The following is a 20,916-nucleotide window of genomic DNA, read 5'->3' as shown; positions in this document are numbered from 1 at the left end:
TTAGGTGAGCCTGTATCCATGCTTGTCCGTGATTTACGCTATTGCAAAGCTATATCGCAGTCTAACGGACAATAAGACCCCACTCCAAGACTGAATGAAAATCAAAGAAGTATATGTGAGGTCAAACTGTCCGTAAAGGTACGAAAGAAGAACAAAGACTAAGATCGCCACGTCCTTCCAAAAGCTGCGCTTTCGGTCGTGCGATGTATCGCTGCCGTAGCTTTCCTTGTCCAGTGGCAATGTCTTTGTGACCCACATCCTGTGGGCCTCAACTAACAATTAGCGGGGATAAGGCCCCCACTAATTGAAGTTTCACTGTAATAAAACACCTGATCTATTTTACCATAATTAAAAGGGGAATGCTATATCTGCACATTCCCCTTTTTGCTGTTCAATTATTTGTTATATGCTGTGCTTTCTTTTGATTATGCTCATCCAGAGTTTTTGAGAAAAGCACTTCTCCTGTAGAGGTAGCCAGGAAATACAGGTAATCTGTCTCTGCAGGCACCAATGCTGCTTCAATCGATGAAACGCCGGCATTGGCAATTGGTCCTGGCGTCAGTCCAGGATACTTATAAGTGTTGTATGGCGAGTCGATCTCCAGGTCTTTATATAGGACCCTTGATTTATGCTCTCCATGTGCATACAGGACAGTTGGATCTGTCTGAAGCGGCATTCCTGTGTCTATCCGATTGTAGAAAACACTGGCAATCTGATCACGGTCTACTTTCGCCGTTGCTTCTTCCTCAATGAGCGATGCCATTGTCAATAATTTGTGCGGGGTGTATTCCCGCTGCTCCATGTCACCTCTATATTCATTAATAACTGATGCCGTTTTATCAAGCATAACTTTGACAATTTCCTCTATAGTCGGATCTTCTTTGTAAAAAGGATAGGTTGCCGGAAATAAGTATCCTTCAAGGGGATACTTAATATTTTGTGCAAGGATTTCCTTTGTCAGCAATTTGGGATATTCTGCCATTAACGACTCAATAAACGCTTTATCATTGAGTTTCTTTAAAACGTCTTCAGGTTTTTTATCAGTCTTTTCGGCAATAATTCCTGCAATTTGCTCAAGCTGTTTTCCCTCAGGAATGGTGATCTTGAAAGCCATTTCTTCCATAACTTTACCTGTTTTCAAGCTATCCAGGATTTCCTTCATATTCATGGAAGGCTTTAATTCATATTCTCCTGCCATGAATCCAGCTTCATTTTTAAATTTCACATAATATTTAAATACACGTGCATCCCTGATGATTCCATTTTCTTCAAGAACAGTGCCGATTCCTGTAACAGATGAACCGATTGGTATTTCTACTTTCTTTGGCTTATCATTGTCGGGATCAACAGGCTTTAAAGCTGAATTAATATAAAAATATCCGCCGCCAATCACTGCAGCAGCTGAGATTAATAATATGATTGCAACAATCATTACAATTTTCCGGACTACTTTCGCTTCCCCTTGGCGCTCAATCATTTTTTCGCGCATTATTTCTTTTTTCCCTTTTTTATCGTCTGCCGACATCACATATCCCCTCCGTTCCAAAGACGTTGGCTTCTTTTGCAAAAGACAGGCTAAATCATGATGTTATCCTGTAAATTAACCAGTATGCTTGCTTGCCAACAGGCCTAAGAATAATTCCTGATACATCTCGGCTTATTATACTATATTTTCTTTTGGAAGTCGCAGGATATTACAAAAACCAAAAAGATTCGCCAATTTTTTCCACATTTTTCACTCCTGATTTTATTAATTATGGTCCATCTGAACTAATATCAGAAATCCAGAGAAAATAAAAAAACTGGCCCGGGGGCCAGTTTTATTAATCTTCCTGCTCATCAAGGAATGTGTTAAGCATTTCTTCAATTAAATCCCATTCCTCTTCTGTTTCGATTGGCTGCAGTTCGCCGTCCTTGCTGTCTTCGCTTGGGCTGAATGCCGATGCATGAATTTCAATTTCTTCATCATCATTTTCATCTGCCCCCACTGGGTAGTACAGGACATATGATTTGCCGAATTCTTCGGAATCGAACGTGAACAATACTTCGCAAAGCTGCTCGTTGCCTTCCTCGTCAATTACAGTAATGTTGTTATCTCCATGGTTCATTTCTGTTCACCTCATTAAATTTGGCTATTTAAAAAGCCTTGTAAAATCATGACGGCTGCCATTTTATCAATGACCTTTTTCCGTTTCTTGCGGCTGACATCCGCTTCAAGCAAAACTCTTTCAGCTGCCATTGTAGAGAGACGTTCGTCCCATAATACGACTGGAAGACCAAATAGCTTTTCCAGCTCTGAAGCATAGAACTGGCTTGCTTCTCCGCGGGGGCCAATGGTTCCATTCATATTTTTAGGCAAGCCGACAACAATTTTACTGACTTCATGCTCTTTTATTATTTCACTAATTCTTTCAAAACCAAACTCTTTTTCTTCCTCGCTGATTTTGATGGTTTCCAAGCCCTGCGCTGTCCATCCAAACGCATCACTTAGAGCGACGCCGACTGTCTTAGAGCCGACATCCAGTCCCATAGTCCGCATGTTTACCCCTCACGCTGCTGTTTTAAGTATGATTTAACCAATTCTTCGATGATCTCATCCCGTTCAAGTTTACGGATGATATTGCGGGCATCCTTATGGCGGGGAATGTAAGCTGGATCCCCGGACAGCAGATAACCGACAATTTGGTTAATAGGGTTATACCCTTTTTCCTGGAGGGCCCCATAAACTTGAAAAAGAACTTCATTCACATCTTGTTCGATTGGTTCCTCAGGAAAATTGAACCTCATTGTTTTATCAAATGAGCTCATATCTTACACCTCGCTTTTCTGTATGAAGGATGAGGATAGCTTAAATGTGCCGGAACTGAAATCCGGTGAACAGCCAGCTTGTCCTGCTCTTCATAACGGTTTGGCCTGCCGCCTGAATATACAGAGCGATCAATAAATGATCTTGTTCGTGACAGGAAAACATGGTGAAGAACAAGCTGTTTCTTCCTGATGATGAACAATTTCTCTTGGTTACCTTCATTTTACACTACTTCTCAGGGATATCAAACGGATTTAACCCATTCTTCCACAAATTGCAGAGCACTTTCAAGTTTTTCCGGGTCTTTTCCGCCAGCCTGGGCCATGTCCGGACGGCCGCCTCCTCCGCCGCCGCATTTTGCAGCGACTTCTTTGACCGCTTTGCCCGCATGGAAACCTTTTTTGATAAGGTCATCTGTTACCCCAGCTATAATATTCACTTTACCCTCATTTACACTGCCTAATACAACAACTCCAGATCCGAGCTTTTGTTTTAAATCGTCGGCCATATTGCGCAGGTTATTCATGTCTGACGCCTGGACCTTCTCAGCAAGAACAGTAATGCCGTTGATTTCTTTTGCCTTTGATACCAGGCTCCCTGCTTCAATATTGCCCAATTTCGCAGCTAAAGATTCGTTTTCTCGCTGCAGCTGCTTCATTTCTCCAAGCAGCACATCAATTCTTGAAGATAAATCTTTTGGATTGGTTTTTAATTTGCCTGAAGCTTCTTTTAAAACATGAATCTGGTCATTCATCAGCTTGTATGCAGCCTCGCCGGTTACAGCTTCAATTCTGCGAGTTCCTGCCCCAATTCCGCTTTCCGATTGAATCTTAAACAATCCGATCGAAGAAGTGTTCGGAACATGGCACCCGCCGCAAAGCTCAAGACTATAATCTCCAACCTGAACAACACGGACGATTTTTCCATATTTCTCTCCAAATAGTGCCATAGCCCCCATTGCCTTTGCCTCGTCAATATCTTTGAAATTGATATCAACATCAAGGCTTTCCCAAATTTGTTCGTTGACAATAGCCTCAATCTTCTCCAGTTCTTCAGAGGTAATTTGACCGAAATGAGAGAAGTCAAAGCGCAGGCGATCAGGGCCTACCAGAGATCCAGCCTGGTTGACATGGCTTCCCAATACATCTTTTAAAGCCTGATGAAGCAAGTGAGTTGCTGTGTGATTCTTGATTACCTTAGAACGTATTTGCTCATCTACCGAAGCCAATACAGATGCTTCAGCCTTCAGCGTCCCTTCTTCAATGACAGCTCTATGAAGGTTTTGTCCATTTGGCGCTTTTTGAACATCCTTAATGGAAACCTTTAAACCCTCTGCTTTAAGAGTTCCCTGGTCCGCAATCTGTCCGCCGCTCTCTGCGTAAAATGGTGTTTCATTCAGAATCAGCTGGACTTCTTCACCAGCATGGGCTTCATCAATTAGCTGCCCGTCTTTTACGATGGCTGCTACTTTAGCTGCTGTCTGAAGCTTATCATATCCAACAAATTCGCTTTCAATTTTCAGCTCACCTAATACGCCGCCTTGGACCTGCATGGAATCTACATCCTGGCGCGCTGAACGTGCACGCTCACGCTGACCTTCCATTTCCTTTTCAAACCCGGCATGATCCACTTTCATTCCTTCTTCTTCCGCATATTCCTCAGTTAATTCTACGGGGAATCCATACGTATCATAAAGTCGGAAGACATCTGCCCCCTGAATCGTAACACTGCCTTTTTCCTTTTCTTTCTTAATTACAGATGACAGGATGGCCAGACCTTCATGAAGTGTTTCATGGAAACGTTCTTCTTCATTTTTGATGACTTTTTGAATAAATTCTGTTTTTTCTTTTACTTCCGGATAGAAGTCATGCATTATTTCCCCTACTACCGGCACCAAATCATACATGAATGGCTCATTTATATTGATTTGCTTGGCATATCTGACTGCACGGCGAAGCAATCTTCTCAAAACATAACCCCGTCCTTCATTGGAAGGCAGTGCACCATCCCCCACTGCGAATGCTACTGTGCGGATATGATCAGCAATAACTTTAAATGCAACATCGGTTTCTTTAGAAGCTCCATATTTCTTGCCCGAGATTTCTTCTGTTCCTCGGATAATCGGCATAAATAAATCTGTATCAAAGTTTGTAGGCACATTTTGTACGACAGATGCCATCCGTTCAAGACCCATACCGGTATCAATATTTTTCTTTGGAAGAGGTGTATAGGTGCCATCCGGATTATGATTGAATTCAGAAAACACAAGGTTCCAAACTTCTAAATAGCGATCATTTTCACCGCCTGGGTATAGTTCAGGATCTTCCGGGTCATTTCCATATTCGGGTCCGCGATCATAGAAAATTTCTGTATTTGGGCCGCTTGGGCCTTCTCCAATATCCCAGAAGTTTCCTTCGAGGCGGATAATTCTTTCTTCCGGAACCCCCACTTTTTCCCGCCAGATTTTAAAAGCTTCGTCATCTTCGGGATGAATCGTAACAGATAGCTTTTCATCTTCAAACCCAATCCATTTTTTATCAGTCAAAAACTCCCAGGCCCAAATGATGGCTTCTTCTTTAAAGTAATCACCAATTGAGAAATTGCCAAGCATTTCAAAAAATGTATGGTGCCTTGCTGTTTTGCCTACATTTTCGATATCGTTGGTGCGGATGGATTTTTGGGCATTTGTAATCCTTGGATTCTCTGGGATGACACGGCCGTCAAAATATTTTTTTAGAGTGGCAACACCACTATTAATCCAAAGCAGAGAAGGGTCTTCGTGCGGAACTAGGGAAGCGCTGGGTTCAACAGCGTGTCCTTTCTCCTTGAAGAAGTCTAAAAACATTCGGCGTATTTCTGCACCTGATAATTGTTTCATACTAACCAGCCTCCTAAAATTATGTAAAAGCTTTTAAAAACAACAAAAAAAGCCCTCATCCCTGGACAGGGACGAGAGCTTGCTCGCGGTACCACCCTGATTATGGAAGTTTATGAACCAATGACCAGACCTTTATCCAGTTCATTAGGAAATCTCCCATCTCTCAGATCCTTAACGCGGATAAACGGCAGGGATTAGCTGCACTCGGGATTAGCTTTCTGTTATCCTTCATCTAGGAGTTCTTTCAGCCATGGAACTCCCTCTCTTATGTGAATGCAATAGTAGCATTTCACGCAGATGGCCTATAACATACTTATTCCTTCAACATGTTTAATATAGCTTTATAGACGAATTATAGCGATTTATCTTTATTGTTGTCAACATCATGATGATGTTCCAGTGATTTTTGGCTGTTTATTTTTTGAAAAGTGTTTTTTCGCATGTATGATGCTTACTTTAATGACAGCTAAAATTGGAACTGCAATGATTAATCCCAATATCCCTGCTGCTTCCCCGCCAGCCAGCAAGGCCAGCATAATAAGAAGCGGATGCATATGAAGGCTTTTTCCAACAATGAGGGGTGATAGGATATTCCCCTCAAGAAACTGAAGAACAATAATGATGCCAACCGTAATCACGATCATCTTGACCGATAAAGCAGAGGCAATGATAACAGCCGGTACCGCTCCAATAATTGGGCCAAAATAAGGGATTACATTAGTGACCCCTATTATAGTGCCAAGCAAAAGAGGGTAGCGCATATCAAAGATCCAGAAAAGCAGAGAAGAAATGGCCCCGATGGCCGCACATACCAAAAGCTGTCCTCTAATATAGCTTCCCAGGGACTTATCTACATCTCTTAAGAATAAGACGCCTTCCTTTCTCCATTTCCTTGGCGTCAAATACCAGGCAGCCTTTTTCATAATCGAAAAATCTTTAAGTAGATAAAAAGAAATGAAGGGAATAACAGCGATAATCACAGCATAATTCAATACATTAAGAAAAAATGTGATTACCTTTGATAAAAGATTATTCAACCGTTTCTCCACCGCTGCAATGAAATCATCTATCCTGGTTTGCAGGCCATCAGGCAATGTTGATGTTTTACTCTGAATAAGGTCTATCCATCCCCGGTACTGATTGGCAAATTGAGGAGCATTTTCCGCAAGATCACGCAATTGGTGAATAAAAGCCGGAATCCCTTTATATAAAGCAAGGCCGATTCCTCCGAAAAATAAAAAATATATAATAAAAACGGCAAGCCCCCTATGAAGGCCAGTTTCATGCAATTTCTCCACAATCGGGTGAAGGAGATATGTAATAAATGCTCCAATAACAAACGGTATGAATACCGCAAATAAGATTTCCAGAACAGGCATCCATAATGCCTGAAGCTTTAGGAAGACTAAAATCACAATAAACAAGAGAAGCAGAAATCCAAGCCGGTAGTACCATTTCATTTGAATATTCAATATGGCCCGCCTCCTTGTTTTTATTGTGATAGGTTCCTGGGGATTTATACATGTGCTTAATAAGATAAGCGCAAGACATTTGTTCATGAGAGGAAATCAGCCATTCCATTACACAAAAAAGCTGGCCCTTTTTAAGAACCAGCCCCAAAATCATTTTTAGAATAAAGCTTTCGTTATTTTTTTTTGCATGCGTTTCATTTTTCGGCCTGATATCATATTATTTTTTTGGGCGTAATTATAAGCCGCCATACCTGCACCAAGCATCATTGCAGAGGTTAATATTTTGTTCAATCTGCTCACCTCTTTCGTCCAAAATTACGAAAGATACCGGCGCTCATCTTCTTCAAATAAATCATCAAGGGAGCTAAGTGTACCATCTTCCTCTACCTGATGGGTATTAATAACCCCCTTGGCCAAGGAAAGTTCTATAAAGCAATTCCAGCAGTAATATTGGTTAATTCCAATTTTTCCAATATCTTTGCTCTGGCAATTTGGACATTTCAGCACGGAAAAGACACCTCACTATTTTACATTTACAATTATGGCGTCTTTTCCTATTGCAGGCGGGTCATCGGTTTTTATGACACGTTTTCCTTCCAGCACATCTGAAAAGAAGCCATCCGACAGTTCGTACCCTACAATCGTGCCCAATTCTTCCCTGAAGTATACATCCTCAAGTAAGCCCAGCCGTTCACCTTCCTGGCTCATAATCATTTTGCCTGTTAACCGGTTATGGGTCTCACATGTATAATCCTCATGTTTTGGAATTGCTTGCAGAACAGAGGAATCTTCAATCATTACTCCATCCCAGCCAAAAGATGTTACGTCCTCAATATTGATGATATATGTCTTTTTCAGAAGAGCGCCCTTTCGCAGCAGTAATCCCTGTACTTTACCGGTGCCTGTGATGGATAAATCACAAATATCGCCTGCTTTATTGCCGGTTTTCAATTCAAAAACCGGCAAACCCTTTAATAAAGAAAATGTCCGCAAAGAGAATCCCGCCTTCCCGAACATTTTTAGTTTTCACTGTCCCTTAAAAAACATGACGAAAAACCTTTGCCATGGGAGCCAAAAAATTTTTTCTTTCCCTTTTACTTGCCAGTATATCTCGGCTTATTAAAGCGCTCATTACGCTCTCCACCATCCGAAAGTTCCTCTGAAAATTCATAATCCGGCTGCTGCGGCTTTTTACGCCGTTTCACACCATGGAGATTGAGAAGAGAGGTTCTGCTTTTATTATTCATGTTCACTGCTCCTATATATAAATTTATAATCAAACGACTACACAGTGCTTCTATTGCCAGGATTATTTAATTCCCCTTTGGCTGAATCTTTCTTAGTATCCCCTTTAACCAGGTCAGCGCTGGAGGTTAGATTGGAGGCTGACAGCTCTTCTGAAGCCATATCGTTGTTTGGTGCAGCTTCTTCATTCCACTTTCCCATGAAATCCCCCCTCGAAATCTGATGGTATACAAAAAGAACAGTCTGTTATTAAGACTGTTCTTTTTAGCTATATTCTTTTTCCATAAAATCATACGGTGTTATATTTCCCATTCCTATCATTGGATCGGCTTGGAGAAGCCTTTCTTCAAGGGTTAAGGTTTCAGGCAGGGATAACTCTGCTGTCTCTTCCTGTATTGTTTCACCATTTAATGGAATGGCATCTCTAAGCTTTTCTGAAAGAGTTGTCAGTCGGGCCTGTTCATCCGCACGTTCCACACCGATTTTCAACGCATCTTCTTCACCGCACAGTATCAAAAACTGTCTGCTGCGGGTAATGGCGGTATAAAGAAGATTTCTCCTAAGCATCCTGTAATAGCTTTTAACAATTGGCAAAATGACGATAGGGAATTCACTTCCCTGGGATTTATGGACTGAACAGCAGTAGGCATGTGTGATCTGATTAAGATCCTGCCTTGTATAAGTAGCTTCTGCACCATCGAAGGATACGACAATCATATCCTGTTTTTCCGTATTTTCCTTTGCGTAAAAAATAGAAACAATCTCACCCATATCCCCATTAAACACATTATTCTCAGGCTGATTGACAAGCTGAAGGACTTTATCGCCGATTCTGTATTTCACATCACCGAAGGACAGCTCTTTTCTCGTTCCATCAGGATTTGGATTTAGTATTTCCTGCAATATTTCGTTTAGCCTGTCAATTCCTGCAGGTCCGCGGTACATAGGGGCAAGCACCTGAATATCTTTTGAAGAATAACCTTTCTTCTTGGCATTCAGAACAACTTTTTCAACAACATCCGCAATTTGGCCCGGCTGGCATTTGATAAAGGAACGATCTGTCTGCTGTGCAGAAATGTTCGCCGGAAGTTTGCCTTTTTTCATTTCATGAGCCAATTCAATGATTGAGGATCCTTCAGCCTGCCTGTATATATCTGTTAAACGAACGGTAGGAATACGTTCTGAACGCAAAAGATCTTTTAAAACCTGGCCTGGCCCCACTGAGGGCAGCTGATCTTCATCCCCCACAAGGATCACCTGCATATTTTCAGGGAGAGCCTTGAAAAGCTGATTAGCAAGCCAAACATCAACCATTGATGTCTCATCTACAATTAAAATCCTGCCTTCCAATGGACTCTCTTCATGCCGGTCAAACCCTTCGGTCCCATTCCAGCCAAGCAGGCGGTGAATGGTTACCGCAGGCAGCCCTGTTGACTCGGCCATCCGTTTTGCAGCCCTTCCTGTAGGCGCAGCCAGCAGGAAGGGAAAAGGCTCTTCCTTTTTATAGTCTTTTGGCTCCAGGGAGCAGCCATGCAGTTCGGCATATAACTCAACAATTCCTTTAATAACGGTTGTTTTTCCTGTACCAGGGCCGCCAGTCAGTATCAGCATAGGAGACATAAGAGCTGTTTGAATGGCTTCTTTTTGGGTCGGGGCGTACTGAACACCCAGACGTTCCTCCAGATTGCCAAGGGCCAAAAGAAATTCCGACTCCGGAAACTGTTCATCATATTGTGTTTGCTTAAGGATCCGTTTAATATTGGTTACAAGTCCCTTTTCAGAAAAGTAAAGGGATGGAAGGTATATTTTTTGGCCTTCAGCCATGATTTTCCCTTCCTCTTCAAGCTTAATCAGTTCATTGGATATATCCCTGTATTCAATGCTATCACGCTTATTTTCTTCTAAAAGCTTCTTCACACTTTGCAGAAGAGGTTTTGCTTCAGTATAAACATGGCCTGCCTGCATGCTTTCCATTTCAAGTATGTAGAGGCAGGCTGCTTTAATACGATCAGGATGATTACCTGATATGCCGATTTGATATCCCAGTTCATCTGCACGGCCAAAGCCGACTCCTTCTATATCCTCAACCAGCTTATACGGATTGCTTTGGACGACTTCAATCGTCATTTCTTTATATACTTGATAAATTCTCATGGAAAGCTGCGGACCAAAACCATATTGATTTAGCGCAATCATGGCTTGCTCAAGGCCTTGATGTTCCATAAGCGTGTCGTAAAGCAATTTTGCTTTTTCAGGTGACAGTTTTGGAACCTTATCGAGAAGAGACGGCTGATTCAGAATGCGTGTAATCGCATCTTCGCCAAGTGTTTCAACGATTTGCTCGGCGGTTTTCTTTCCAATCCCTTTAAATAATTCGCTTGATAAATAATTGGCTACACCTTGTTTGGTCTGGGGAAGATCTTTCCGGTAATGGCTTGCGTGGAATTGGACACCGAACTTAGGGTGATCCTTGAATTCACCGTAGAAAATATACGTTTCCTGCTCATGCATCTTTGGCAGATAACCTGTAATGACCGCTTCTTTTTCATCATAAGAGTCATTCGTTTCATCAACCCGGATTCGCACAACCGTATATAAGTTTTGCTCATTATGAAAGATTGTGACAAGATGTCTGCCTTTTATGAACTTTCCCTGTTCGGCAAAAAGATCCATGGAATCCTGTTTCTCCATTTCCTTATCCTCCCCATAATACATTTAGCTCAAGTCACTGCCGCCTTTTTCAATCAGCTTTTTTCCATACCCGGCAAGCATATGGTCCGGCTGAATTTCCAGTGCCCTATTAAAGTAAGAGAGTGCTTCATTTTCCTGTTCTTTAAATCCATAAGCTACTCCAAGGTTGTAATAGGCATCTGCATGCTCCGGCTCAATTTCAATGCACTTTTTCATCTGCTGGATTGCTTCATCAATATAATCGAGCTGCGCAAGGCATAATCCATATTGAAAATGTGCTTCGGCATCGTTTTCATTCAGCTCCACACTGCGCTGCAAATAAGGCAAAGCCAGTTTACCCTGGTCAAGTGCTGTTAGGGACATACCGAGCATGAAGAAGTTATCTCCAGTTTCCAGGCCTTTTTTCAATGCTGTTTCAAACATCTTTTTGGCTTCGTCAAAATGCTGCAATTCATAATATAAGTTTCCCGCACTGTAATACGCAGCTGCCGCGTTTTCATCAAGTCCTATTGCTTTTTCATACAACTTCAGCGCTTTTTCGTTTTCCCCTACAGCTGATAGCACATTTCCAAAGTTAATATAGGAAACAGGATCAGAAGGATTTTCTTCAATTGCTTCCATAAAAACCTTCGCTGCTTCTTCCCATTTTCCTTCTTGCATATATTGAATACCCATTTGGTTCTTATCCATTATTCATCACTCCATTCAAATCAAAGTATAGCATATTTGAATTTTCATTTTCCGCTGTCCGCTATTTCCATAATAAAACCCCGATTCTATGTAAGAATCGGGGGCCCGTCTTTTCTTAACCCACATAATCCAGCTGTTTGCCATCTTTGAATATTTTATCAATTGTTCCGCCGCCAAGACACTCGTCTCCATTATAAAAAACAACAGCCTGCCCCGGGGTAACAGCTCGGATTGGCTCGTCAAAAATAACTTGTACTTTTCCATCTCCAAGAATCTGAACCTTTACTCTGCTATCAGCCTGGCGGTATCTGAACTTAGCCGTACATTCAAATTCCTGCGGCTGTTCTGAATGGGTAACCCAGCTTGCATTAACAGCAATAATGGAGTCTGAATAGAGCATTTCATTGTGGAAGCCTTGTCCAACATACAAGACATTCCGCTTCAGGTCTTTACCGATTGCAAACCATGGTTCACCTGCTCCGCCAATGCCAAGTCCATGTCGCTGCCCAATGGTATAATACATCAGACCATCATGCTTGCCGACAATCTTTCCGTCCATGGTTTCCATGTTCCCTGGCTGAGCGGGAAGGTAATTTCCAAGGAACTCCTTGAAGTTGCGTTCACCAATAAAACAGATGCCCGTGCTGTCTTTCTTTGCTGCAGTTGCCAAACCGGCATCCTTTGCCAGTTCTCTCACTTTTGATTTTTCAATGTCGCCAATAGGAAACATAACTTTTTCGAGTTGATCCTGTGTTAACTGATTCAGGAAATACGTTTGATCCTTATTATCATCAAGGCCTCTTAGCATTTTGTATTCGCCATCCCTGAATTCCACGCGTGCATAGTGGCCAGTAGCCAGGTAGTCTGCGCCAAGGCTCATAGCGTGTTCAAGGAAAGCCTTAAATTTTATTTCCTTATTGCACATGACATCAGGATTGGGTGTTCGTCCTGCCTTGTATTCTTCAAGGAAGTAGGTAAACACTTTATCCCAATATTGCTTTTCAAAGTTTACTGCATAATAAGGAATTCCGATTTGGTTGCATACCCGGATGACATCATTGTAATCCTCTGTGGCGGTACAAACACCGTTCTCGTCGGTGTCATCCCAGTTTTTCATAAAAATCCCGATCACATCGTACCCCTGTTCCTTCAGAAGAAGGGCTGCAACAGAAGAATCAACGCCTCCGGACATTCCGACCACTACGCGGGTATCCTTTGGATCTTTTTTCATCTCTATTTCACCTCAATTCTAAACGCTTAGACTTGCACTTTTTTCAAATATCCTATCTATTTAGCCAGCCGCTTCACGATTTTAGCAGTCTGTTCTGCAGCACTTTCAGCTTGTTCCTTTGTATTAAAGAGGCCGAAGCTGAAACGGATGGAATTTTGCAGTTTGTCTGATCCTTTTCCAAACATACTGACAAGGACGTGGGATGGATCGATGGAGCCTGCAGTACAGGCCGATCCGCTTGATGCTGCTATTCCAGCCAAATCAAGATTAACTAGCATGGCTTCAACATTTGTTCCGGGAAAGCTTAAGTTTAAAACATGAGGCAGGGAATAATCAAGTGATCCGTTCAGTTCAAAAACAGCACCTTCCTGCTTCAGTTTATTCATGAACAGCTTCCTTAAAGAATGCAGCTCTTCCCGCTTAGTTTCCATCTCCTTCTGAGTGATCCGAACAGCCTCCTCGAAGCCTGCAATAGATGGAACATTTTCAGTTCCTGCCCTGCGCTTCCTTTCTTGTTCACCGCCAAAAAGCCGTGAAGAAAGTTTCACATCAGGATGGGCGTATAAAAAGCCGATCCCTTTTGGGCCATTAATTTTATGGGCGGAGACGGAAAGCAAATCCACTTTCAAGTCCTGCACATCAATTTTTTCAAGCCCGTAAGCCTGAACAGCATCGGTATGGAATTTAGCAGGATGCTCCGCCAATAACTCGCCTATTTCCTTAATCGGCTGAAGGGTCCCTATTTCATTATTTCCGTACATAATGGTTACAAGAATGGTATCCTCCCGCAAAGCATCTTCTACTTCCTTTACCGAAACACGCCCATTTGGATCAACAGGCAAATACGTTACCTCAAAGCCCTGTTTTTCAAGCTCCTCACACGCATGCAAAACCGCATGATGTTCAATTTGGGTTGTGATGATGTGTTTGCCCCTATCGCGGCAGGATTCAGCTGTTCCAAAAATCGCATGATTATCAGCTTCTGTACCGCCGCTTGTAAAAATAATGTCATTGGCTTTAGCACCAATACTGTTTGCTAAAGCAGACCTTGCTTCATCGACAATATGGCGTGCACTCCGCCCGAAATAATGAATGCTGGAAGGATTTCCATATTCAGATTTCATGACTTCAGTCATCCGTTCAATCACTTCCGGATGCATTGGCGAAGTTGCTGCATGATCAAGGTATATTCTTTCCAATTTATCTCACCTACTTCATTTCGTCCTGCTGCTTGTATTTTCCACCTGAATTATTCCCTGATTAAGGACTAAATATAAAACATATAAGCATCTGATTCGCCGGTATCTGTATGGCTGGCAAGATCTTCAAGCGTTGTGTTATCAAGCACATCTTTCACAGCATCACGAATACGCATCCATAGTTCTCTCTTTGCAGGCTCTTCATCTTCAATTCCTTCCACTGGACTGATCGGCCCTTCCAGAACTCTGATGATATCCCCGGCAGTAATTTTTGTAGGCTCTTTCCCTAAAATATATCCGCCGTATGCACCTCGGATGCTTTTAACAAGCCCTGCGTTCCGAAGCGGCGCTATAAGCTGCTCGAGATAGTGCTCAGACAGGTCATTCGTCTGGGCAATCGATTTTAACGAAGTGGGACCCTCCCCATGCTTTTTGGCTAATTCAATCATTATAGTTAACCCATAACGTCCTTTAGTAGATATTTTCATCAGCTTGCACCTCTATCCTTTTCTTTAAGCATTTGATTCGCATAGATATCCTTTTCTCTAAGTTTTGCCAAAAATCGGTCAGTTAAAGCCTGACACTGCGGCAAAGCAGCACCGACAATTGGCCCGACTGCAAGACTTAGCACAATTGTGCCCCAGAATACAGGGCCCCCAAGCTGCCATCCAACAGTCAGTACAGCAATTTCCATTAAAGCTCTGACATTTCTGACTTTCCAGCCGGTTTTTGCTGTTAATGCAATCATCAGGCTATCCCTTGGCCCAGCTCCGAGCTGAGCCGAAATATACAGCCCCATTCCATAGCAATAAACAACTATGCCAAAACCAAACATGGCCAATTTTCCCGCCAGCCCATCAGGGGTCTGCATAAATGGCAAAAGCAGATAAGCGTCAATAAACAGTCCGATCAGGACCATATTCAAGAAAGCACCGACTTGTGGAAGTTCCTTTGAAATAAGGGCTGCAGCAGCTAATATGAATATCCCAACAATAATGGACCAGCTGCCTATCGTCAGGCCCAGCTGGTAGTAGAGTCCTACATGCAGAACATCCCAGGGGGTTGCCCCTAAATCAGCTGTAATTAACAAAACAATCCCCAGGCTCATGACAAGCAGCCCTATTAGATAAATCAAAAACCTGGAACCGATTTGCCCTTTATTTTTCAGTATCATGTGCCCCAACGCTCCCCGCAAGACCTGCAAATATATATGAAGTTTAAATCCTTAGTAATATTATAGACTTTTGACATTATAGCATATTTTAGGAGGAAAAGGGGCGGGCCGGGATTGGACTCAGTTCAATACCGGCTGTGGCCTAATTGATTTCGCAGCAGGAAATGTTATGGTATCTTAAATAGAAAGCGAAAACTTTGCTGAAAATTGATAGGCAGACTGAAGGCTGCCAGCAAAAGGCTGGAGTGATAACTTTGAACATTAAACCTCTTGCATTCCGGATGAGGCCTAGAACGATTGATGAAATCATTGGCCAGGAGCACCTTGTTTCAGAAGGAAAAATTATCCACCGCATGGTGCAGGCTAAGCAGCTGTCATCGATGATTCTGTACGGCCCCCCAGGTATAGGCAAAACTTCGATTGCAAGTGCCATTGCAGGGAGCACCAAATACGCTTTCCGTACTTTAAATGCTGTGACTAACAATAAAAAAGATATGGAAGTGGTAGCGGCAGAGGCCAAAATGTCCGGAAAGGTGATTCTGCTGCTGGATGAAGTCCATAGACTTGATAAAGGCAAACAAGATTTCCTGCTGCCCTATCTTGAAAATGGCAGCATCACTTTAATTGGCGCCACAACCAGCAATCCATATCATGCAATTAACCCGGCTATTAGAAGCCGATGCCAAATTTTCGAACTAAAGCCGCTGTCTGCTGATGATATAAAAAAAGCACTGACAAGGGCTTTACTGGATAAGGAACGAGGCCTTGGCAATAGACAAACTGAAGTTACCGATGATGCACTTACACATCTTGCCACCGCTTCAAATGGTGATGTCAGAAGCTCGCTAAATGCATTGGAATTGGCCGTCCTTTCAACTAAAGAAGATGAAGAAGGAATCATTAAGATTGATTTGTCTGTTGCCGAGGAATGCATTCAGCGCAAAAGCTTTACACACGATAAAGATGGAGATGCCCATTACGATGTCTTATCCGGTTTTCAAAAGTCCATTCGCGGAAGCGATGTAAATGCGGCATTGCACTATTTAGGAAGATTAATTGAAGCAGGCGACCTGCAAAGCATAAGCAGAAGACTTTTGGTTATTGCCTATGAAGATATTGGACTGGCATCGCCGCAAGCCGGAGCCAGAACCCTTGCAGCTATAGAAACAGCTGAAAGGATTGGATTCCCGGAAGCAAGGATTCCGCTTGCAAATGCGGTTATTGAGCTCTGCCTCTCTCCAAAATCCAATTCAGCATACACAGCATTGGATTCCGCAATAGCGGATATCCGCGCAGGCAAAAGCGGTGAAGTCCCTGATCACTTGAAGGACGCCCACTACAAAGGAGCAAAAGAGCTTGGCAGGGGCATCGGCTATTTATACCCTCACGATTATGAAACAGGCTGGGTCAAACAGCAGTACTTGCCTGACAGAATTAAAAACAAGGTATATTATCAGCCTAAGAAAACAGGCAAATTCGAACAGGCATTAGCATCTGTCTATGAAAAACTTCTTAAATAGCAAAAGGTCTGGCAGCAATGCCAGACCTTTTGCTATTTGGGCTTTTAAGCAGAAACATCCCTTTTATTAAACACATAAAATGCAAGTACCTGGAAAAGCAGAAAATATATAAATATCATCATGATGGAAAATCCAATCGTCATCCCGTGAACCATTGGCATTCCTTCAAAATATTGAAGGAGGTCTGTATTGGCAAAAAGGCTGTACTTGGCCCAATCATATTTCATTGCAATCAGCCTTGTGACCTGTCCTCCCATAAACATCAGAAACAGGGAAAGTCCTATCGCCAGCGAGCTATTCCTGAAAACAGCTGAAATCATAAAAGCCATGGTTGCAAGCATAAGCATATTAATGGATTTAAGACCATAATAAGCTATCAGATGAAGTCCCATGCTTTGTTCTATCACTGTTCCATTGTAATAATATAAATAAGGAAATGCTTCTGCAGGAAATCCAAAGAGGAGTCCGCCCAGCAGTGCTGAATATCCGAAGAGGACGGCCAGCACCAGCAGACCGAATAAAATCACGGTAATATACTTTGCTCCCAGGATTTTAACTCTTTTAATAGGCCTAATCAAAAGTAGTTTGATGGTTCCCCATGTAAACTCACTCGCCACGATTCCCCCGGCAATAATAATCGTAAACAGGCCGGCAAATTCAATCAGCTGTGAGGTGTCAGATACAAATCCCCAGACAGAGTATTCCTGATTCGGTGAAATATCATTCTTAATTCTGTATTCGTTTATGGCAATCTCCCTCTGATACTGTTCCTTCATATCTCTGGGAGCCATTTCCCCCATCTCTTCAAGCTGTTTTTTATAGCTTTCGTTTTGAGTCTGCAGTCCCTTTTTCCATTCCGAATTATCCGGGACTGTCCCTCCGCTTTCCTGATATTTTATAAAGGCGCCTGCAACAGTCGTCATAATTAAAAGAAGTCCGATCATGACGTATGTGCCCGGCCGCCTAAAAATTTTCATCCATTCATTTTGAATCAGTCCGAGCATCACCTGCACCCCCTTTGTACTCTGTTACTTCCAGAAAACGGTCTTCCAATGTTTTGGTCACTTCACGAACAGCAAATATTTTCATATCTTCCTGGACAAACACTTTTATCATTTCAGGTATATCTTCCCGGACAAGCGAAAGTATCACACTAGTTTCTGTAAGCTGTACAGGCAAACCAGGATGTGCCCCTTGTAAAATTCCGTTTGCTTTTCCAGGATCATCCACTTCTACTTCGTAAACTTTTTCTTTCCCCTGTACAAAATCACTGATGTGCTGAACATCAATCAACTTCCCGTTTTGAATAATGCCGATTCTGTCACACATCATTTCCATTTCAGATAGTAAATGGCTGGAAACAATGACAGCCATTTCTCTTTCTCTTGCAAGCATCCTCAGGTGATCCCGAATCTCCCTGATGCCGGCAGGGTCAAGCCCATTCGTAGGTTCATCCAGAATGAGGATTTTGGGATCATGCAAAAGACACTGTGCCAGACCAAGCCTCTGCCTCATGCCTAGCGAGTATGTTCTGACTTTATCATGAATCCGATCCGCCAGTCCTACAAGCTCAACCGTTTCATCAATTTTTTCTCTAGTTATACCTTTTGACATTCGTGCATAATGAACCAGATTTTGATAGCCTGACAAAAACTTATACATCTCAGGATTTTCCACAATGGCTCCAATATGGGAAACCGCCTTTTCAAAATCTGTTTTGATGCTGCTGCCAAGAATTTTAATGTCCCCGGAAGTAATGCCGATCAAGCCCACCAGCATTCGAATAGTGGTGGTCTTCCCCGCACCGTTTGGGCCAAGGAAACCGAATACCTCCCCCTTTTTCACCTCAAAGCTGACAGAATCAATAATCGTTCTTCCTTTTATTACTTTTGTAACGTCCTGTATTTCTACAAGAGTATCCATTTAGGCAACCTCCTCCCATCTTTTAAAGTCCGGTTCTTTGCAGACGCCTTTAAAGTCGGGATTATTATTTGACTTACACTATTTTACCTTTCAACAACTGAGAATGGAATATTTTCATCTATTAGGGTGACGATAAGCCTAACAATCGTATTTTCCGAGGTGGTTAAAGGAATGAAGGAACGGAAAGATTTATGGAAACCGGAAGAGGATCAATTACTCGAAGAGATAGTACTTGAATACACATCAAATGGGGATTCAAAAGCATCAGCTTTTAAGAAGGCAAGTACTGAACTCGGCCGTACAGTTTCAGCCTGCCAATACCGCTGGAACACAGTCATAACAAAAAGGACAGATTATAGAACCCAAGAAATCTCAAGCAATAATGCAGCCTGTCAAACCCATGAAAATCCTGACTCTGTTCCCCCTGAAAATCTGGCTCAAGTTATACGCTTCCTAAGGAACTTTGCGAAAACACAGCCTATTTCAGAGCAAATGAAGGAAAATAAACGTCTGCATGAAGAACAAATGCACTTAAAACTTCAAAATCAGCAGTTAATTAGAAGGTTGAAGGAAAAAGAAGCGGAATTTAAACATCAGCTTATGCAATATGAGGAAATGGCAAGCATCCTGAAAGAAGCCGACCAGCTTCTAAAGCATGAAAGCAATGAAGAGAAAAGAGCTGTTCATTGATTCGAGGATTCCAAAACATTAATATGCGCAAAGACCGGCCTGCAGAAAGCCGGTCTCTTTTCAGTCATTTACACGTGCAATTTTAATATCGCTTAGTAGTTCTCTAGTTACGTAGCTAGCCATGATTAAACCTGCAACAGAAGGAACAAATGCGTTGGAAGAAGGCGGCATTTTGGCCTTTCTTATTTCAGCATCATCTTTTCCAACTGTTTTGCGGACATCTTCCCGGATAACGATCGGGCTTTCATCGGAGAATACAACCGGAACGCCTTTTCTGATTCCTTCTTTTCTCAGGCGTGTGCGGATAACCTTAGCAATCGGGTCAGTATGAGTTTTGAAGATATCAGCAATCTGGAACCTGGTCGGATCCATTTTATTTGCAGCACCCATGCTTGAGATCATTGGAATCCCTCTGTTCAGGCATTCTTTCATTAGATGAATTTTATAAGAAATCGTATCGGAAGCATCAACTACAAAGTCGAGTCCATAATCAAAGAATTGCTCATAGGTTTCTTCTGTATAAAACATTTTTAAAGCAATAACTTCACAGTCAGGATTGATATCCTTGATTCTTTCTTTCATTAAATCCACCTTTGGTTTCCCGACAGTGGATAATAAAGCGATGACCTGCCTGTTCACATTTGTAATATCAACATCGTCTTTATCAACCAGAACAAGCCGTCCAACACCGGAACGCGCCAGTGCTTCCGCTGCAAAGGAACCAACTCCGCCGATGCCCAGTACTGCCACGGTACTATTTTTCATTTTTTCAAGGCCTTCTTTGCCAATAGCCAATTCATTCCTGGAAAATTGGTGAAGCATATATAAATCAACTCCATCAGATGTTATTTAAAAAGCATGTATTATCTTATACCCGATAATGAATATATCATACTTGAACTTTAAAGCAAGTAGTTCTATAGGATTAATGACATTAACATTTTAAGCAATAATTAAATCGAAACTTTCTATCCAATAGTGTTAACTGCGCTATCATATTTAATCCTTATCATCATATCAGCAATAGCTCAGTTCAAGTACGAACATAAAGAGCAGGACAAACAAAAAATCCATGCTCACGAGCATGGATTTTTACAATCGTATGTACTAAAGAGTCCCAATCGTGCCGTCGCTATTGATGCCCTCGTTTTGAACCCGCACTCAGCAGGTGGGTGTCCTGTTTCCTGCGTTTGTAAGTCCTCATCCATGAGGCTTTTACGCTGCGGGAAAACTCCGGACTCCCGAAGGAATAATGTTGGTCAAAATTTCAGGTTTTACAACGAACACATCAGGACTCTTTATTTATTGATATGATCATATCACACGGTTTCTTCTTTTTCAAGCTGATGAAATGGAGCTAATTTGAACATTTTTATCCACTTTCTTCCTTGAAGTTA

The 20,916-nt window shown here is 42.2% G+C and carries 22 protein-coding genes and 1 other RNA gene; 2 read left to right on the top strand and 21 right to left on the bottom strand.

Annotated elements, in window-relative coordinates; genetic code table 11:
• Positions 1-391: 391 nt before the first annotated feature.
• The 17 genes from mltG to MKY20_RS09420 form a co-directional block, all read right to left on the bottom strand.
• Positions 392-1,525: an endolytic transglycosylase MltG gene (gene mltG / locus MKY20_RS09500; RefSeq protein ID WP_019382891.1), complete on the bottom strand. Its 1,134-nt coding sequence runs from the start codon at positions 1,523-1,525 to the stop codon at positions 392-394.
• Between the two features lie 298 nt (positions 1,526-1,823).
• Positions 1,824-2,108 carry a DUF1292 domain-containing protein gene (locus tag MKY20_RS09495; protein ID WP_009333059.1) on the bottom strand — a complete coding sequence of 95 codons (285 nt, stop codon included), beginning with the start codon at positions 2,106-2,108 and terminating at the stop codon, positions 1,824-1,826.
• A 14-nt stretch (positions 2,109-2,122) separates the two neighbouring features.
• A complete protein-coding gene (ruvX, locus tag MKY20_RS09490) occupies positions 2,123-2,539 on the bottom strand; it encodes a Holliday junction resolvase RuvX (RefSeq protein ID WP_026041800.1) in 417 nt (138 codons plus the stop codon).
• Between the two features lie 2 nt (positions 2,540-2,541).
• Positions 2,542-2,808, bottom strand: a complete 267-nt coding sequence (locus MKY20_RS09485; RefSeq protein ID WP_009333061.1) for an IreB family regulatory phosphoprotein — start codon at positions 2,806-2,808, stop codon at positions 2,542-2,544.
• A gap of 242 nt (positions 2,809-3,050) precedes the next feature.
• Complete coding sequence (gene alaS / locus MKY20_RS09480; protein WP_251266928.1) at positions 3,051-5,684, bottom strand: alanine--tRNA ligase; 2,634 nt, start codon at positions 5,682-5,684, stop codon at positions 3,051-3,053.
• A 383-nt stretch (positions 5,685-6,067) separates the two neighbouring features.
• Positions 6,068-7,156 carry an AI-2E family transporter gene (locus MKY20_RS09475; RefSeq protein WP_251266929.1) on the bottom strand — a complete coding sequence of 363 codons (1,089 nt, stop codon included), beginning with the start codon at positions 7,154-7,156 and terminating at the stop codon, positions 6,068-6,070.
• A 156-nt stretch (positions 7,157-7,312) separates the two neighbouring features.
• Positions 7,313-7,456, bottom strand: a complete 144-nt coding sequence (locus MKY20_RS09470; protein ID WP_251175128.1) for a YrzQ family protein — start codon at positions 7,454-7,456, stop codon at positions 7,313-7,315.
• A 15-nt stretch (positions 7,457-7,471) separates the two neighbouring features.
• Positions 7,472-7,663, bottom strand: a complete 192-nt coding sequence (locus tag MKY20_RS09465) for a hypothetical protein (protein WP_009333064.1) — start codon at positions 7,661-7,663, stop codon at positions 7,472-7,474.
• 15 nt (positions 7,664-7,678) lie between these two features.
• A complete protein-coding gene (locus tag MKY20_RS09460; RefSeq protein WP_009333065.1) occupies positions 7,679-8,149 on the bottom strand; it encodes a PRC-barrel domain-containing protein in 471 nt (156 codons plus the stop codon).
• A 101-nt stretch (positions 8,150-8,250) separates the two neighbouring features.
• Entirely contained in the window at positions 8,251-8,403 is a 153-nt protein-coding gene (locus MKY20_RS09455; protein ID WP_009333066.1) for a hypothetical protein, read from the bottom strand.
• 37 nt (positions 8,404-8,440) lie between these two features.
• Positions 8,441-8,602 (bottom strand): hypothetical protein, encoded by a 162-nt coding sequence (locus tag MKY20_RS09450; protein WP_251266930.1) that lies wholly within the window; start codon positions 8,600-8,602, stop codon positions 8,441-8,443.
• Positions 8,603-8,665: 63 nt separating this feature from the next.
• The gene (recD2, locus tag MKY20_RS09445) at positions 8,666-11,092 is read right to left on the bottom strand and encodes an SF1B family DNA helicase RecD2 (protein ID WP_251266931.1); all 2,427 of its coding nucleotides are present in this window, start codon (positions 11,090-11,092) and stop codon (positions 8,666-8,668) included.
• Between the two features lie 24 nt (positions 11,093-11,116).
• The gene (locus tag MKY20_RS09440; protein WP_019382898.1) at positions 11,117-11,782 is read right to left on the bottom strand and encodes a tetratricopeptide repeat protein; all 666 of its coding nucleotides are present in this window, start codon (positions 11,780-11,782) and stop codon (positions 11,117-11,119) included.
• 115 nt (positions 11,783-11,897) lie between these two features.
• Positions 11,898-13,013, bottom strand: a complete 1,116-nt coding sequence (gene mnmA / locus MKY20_RS09435; protein WP_009333070.1) for a tRNA 2-thiouridine(34) synthase MnmA — start codon at positions 13,011-13,013, stop codon at positions 11,898-11,900.
• A gap of 56 nt (positions 13,014-13,069) precedes the next feature.
• Positions 13,070-14,212: a cysteine desulfurase family protein gene (locus tag MKY20_RS09430; protein ID WP_009333071.1), complete on the bottom strand. Its 1,143-nt coding sequence runs from the start codon at positions 14,210-14,212 to the stop codon at positions 13,070-13,072.
• 68 nt (positions 14,213-14,280) lie between these two features.
• Entirely contained in the window at positions 14,281-14,700 is a 420-nt protein-coding gene (gene cymR, locus MKY20_RS09425) for a cysteine metabolism transcriptional regulator CymR (protein ID WP_009333072.1), read from the bottom strand.
• Positions 14,700-15,386, bottom strand: coding sequence for a YczE/YyaS/YitT family protein (locus MKY20_RS09420; protein ID WP_009333073.1), 687 nt, complete (start codon positions 15,384-15,386; stop codon positions 14,700-14,702). Before MKY20_RS09420 ends, cymR begins: the two co-directional genes overlap by 1 nt.
• 254 nt (positions 15,387-15,640) lie before the next feature.
• Here MKY20_RS09420 and MKY20_RS09415 point away from each other — a divergent pair, with 254 nt between their 5' ends.
• Positions 15,641-16,906, top strand: coding sequence for a replication-associated recombination protein A (locus tag MKY20_RS09415; protein WP_251175127.1), 1,266 nt, complete (start codon positions 15,641-15,643; stop codon positions 16,904-16,906).
• A 44-nt stretch (positions 16,907-16,950) separates the two neighbouring features.
• Here the strand turns inward: MKY20_RS09415 and MKY20_RS09410 are convergent, their stop codons facing one another.
• Positions 16,951-17,910, bottom strand: a complete 960-nt coding sequence (locus MKY20_RS09410; RefSeq protein WP_019382903.1) for an ABC transporter permease — start codon at positions 17,908-17,910, stop codon at positions 16,951-16,953.
• Complete coding sequence (locus MKY20_RS09405) at positions 17,888-18,829, bottom strand: ABC transporter ATP-binding protein (RefSeq protein WP_019382904.1); 942 nt, start codon at positions 18,827-18,829, stop codon at positions 17,888-17,890. Before MKY20_RS09405 ends, MKY20_RS09410 begins: the two co-directional genes overlap by 23 nt.
• Before the next feature lie 171 nt (positions 18,830-19,000).
• Here MKY20_RS09405 and MKY20_RS09400 point away from each other — a divergent pair, with 171 nt between their 5' ends.
• On the top strand, positions 19,001-19,519 hold the full coding sequence (locus MKY20_RS09400) for a Myb-like DNA-binding domain-containing protein (protein ID WP_251175126.1): 519 nt from the start codon (positions 19,001-19,003) through the stop codon (positions 19,517-19,519).
• Positions 19,520-19,579: 60 nt separating this feature from the next.
• On the opposite strand, the gene MKY20_RS09395 is transcribed toward MKY20_RS09400, so the two are convergent.
• Both MKY20_RS09395 and ssrS read right to left on the bottom strand, forming a co-directional pair.
• Positions 19,580-20,341, bottom strand: a complete 762-nt coding sequence (locus MKY20_RS09395; RefSeq protein ID WP_009333078.1) for a tRNA threonylcarbamoyladenosine dehydratase — start codon at positions 20,339-20,341, stop codon at positions 19,580-19,582.
• Positions 20,342-20,629: 288 nt separating this feature from the next.
• Positions 20,630-20,817, bottom strand: a non-coding RNA gene (ssrS, locus tag MKY20_RS09390) — 6S RNA.
• Positions 20,818-20,916: the final 99 nt, after the last annotated feature.

It is taken from the genome of Cytobacillus sp. FSL W8-0315 (genome assembly GCF_038002905.1).
GTDB classification, from domain to species: domain Bacteria; phylum Bacillota; class Bacilli; order Bacillales; family Cytobacillaceae; genus Cytobacillus; species Cytobacillus pseudoceanisediminis.
This window is presented reverse-complemented; position numbering and strand designations above follow the sequence as displayed.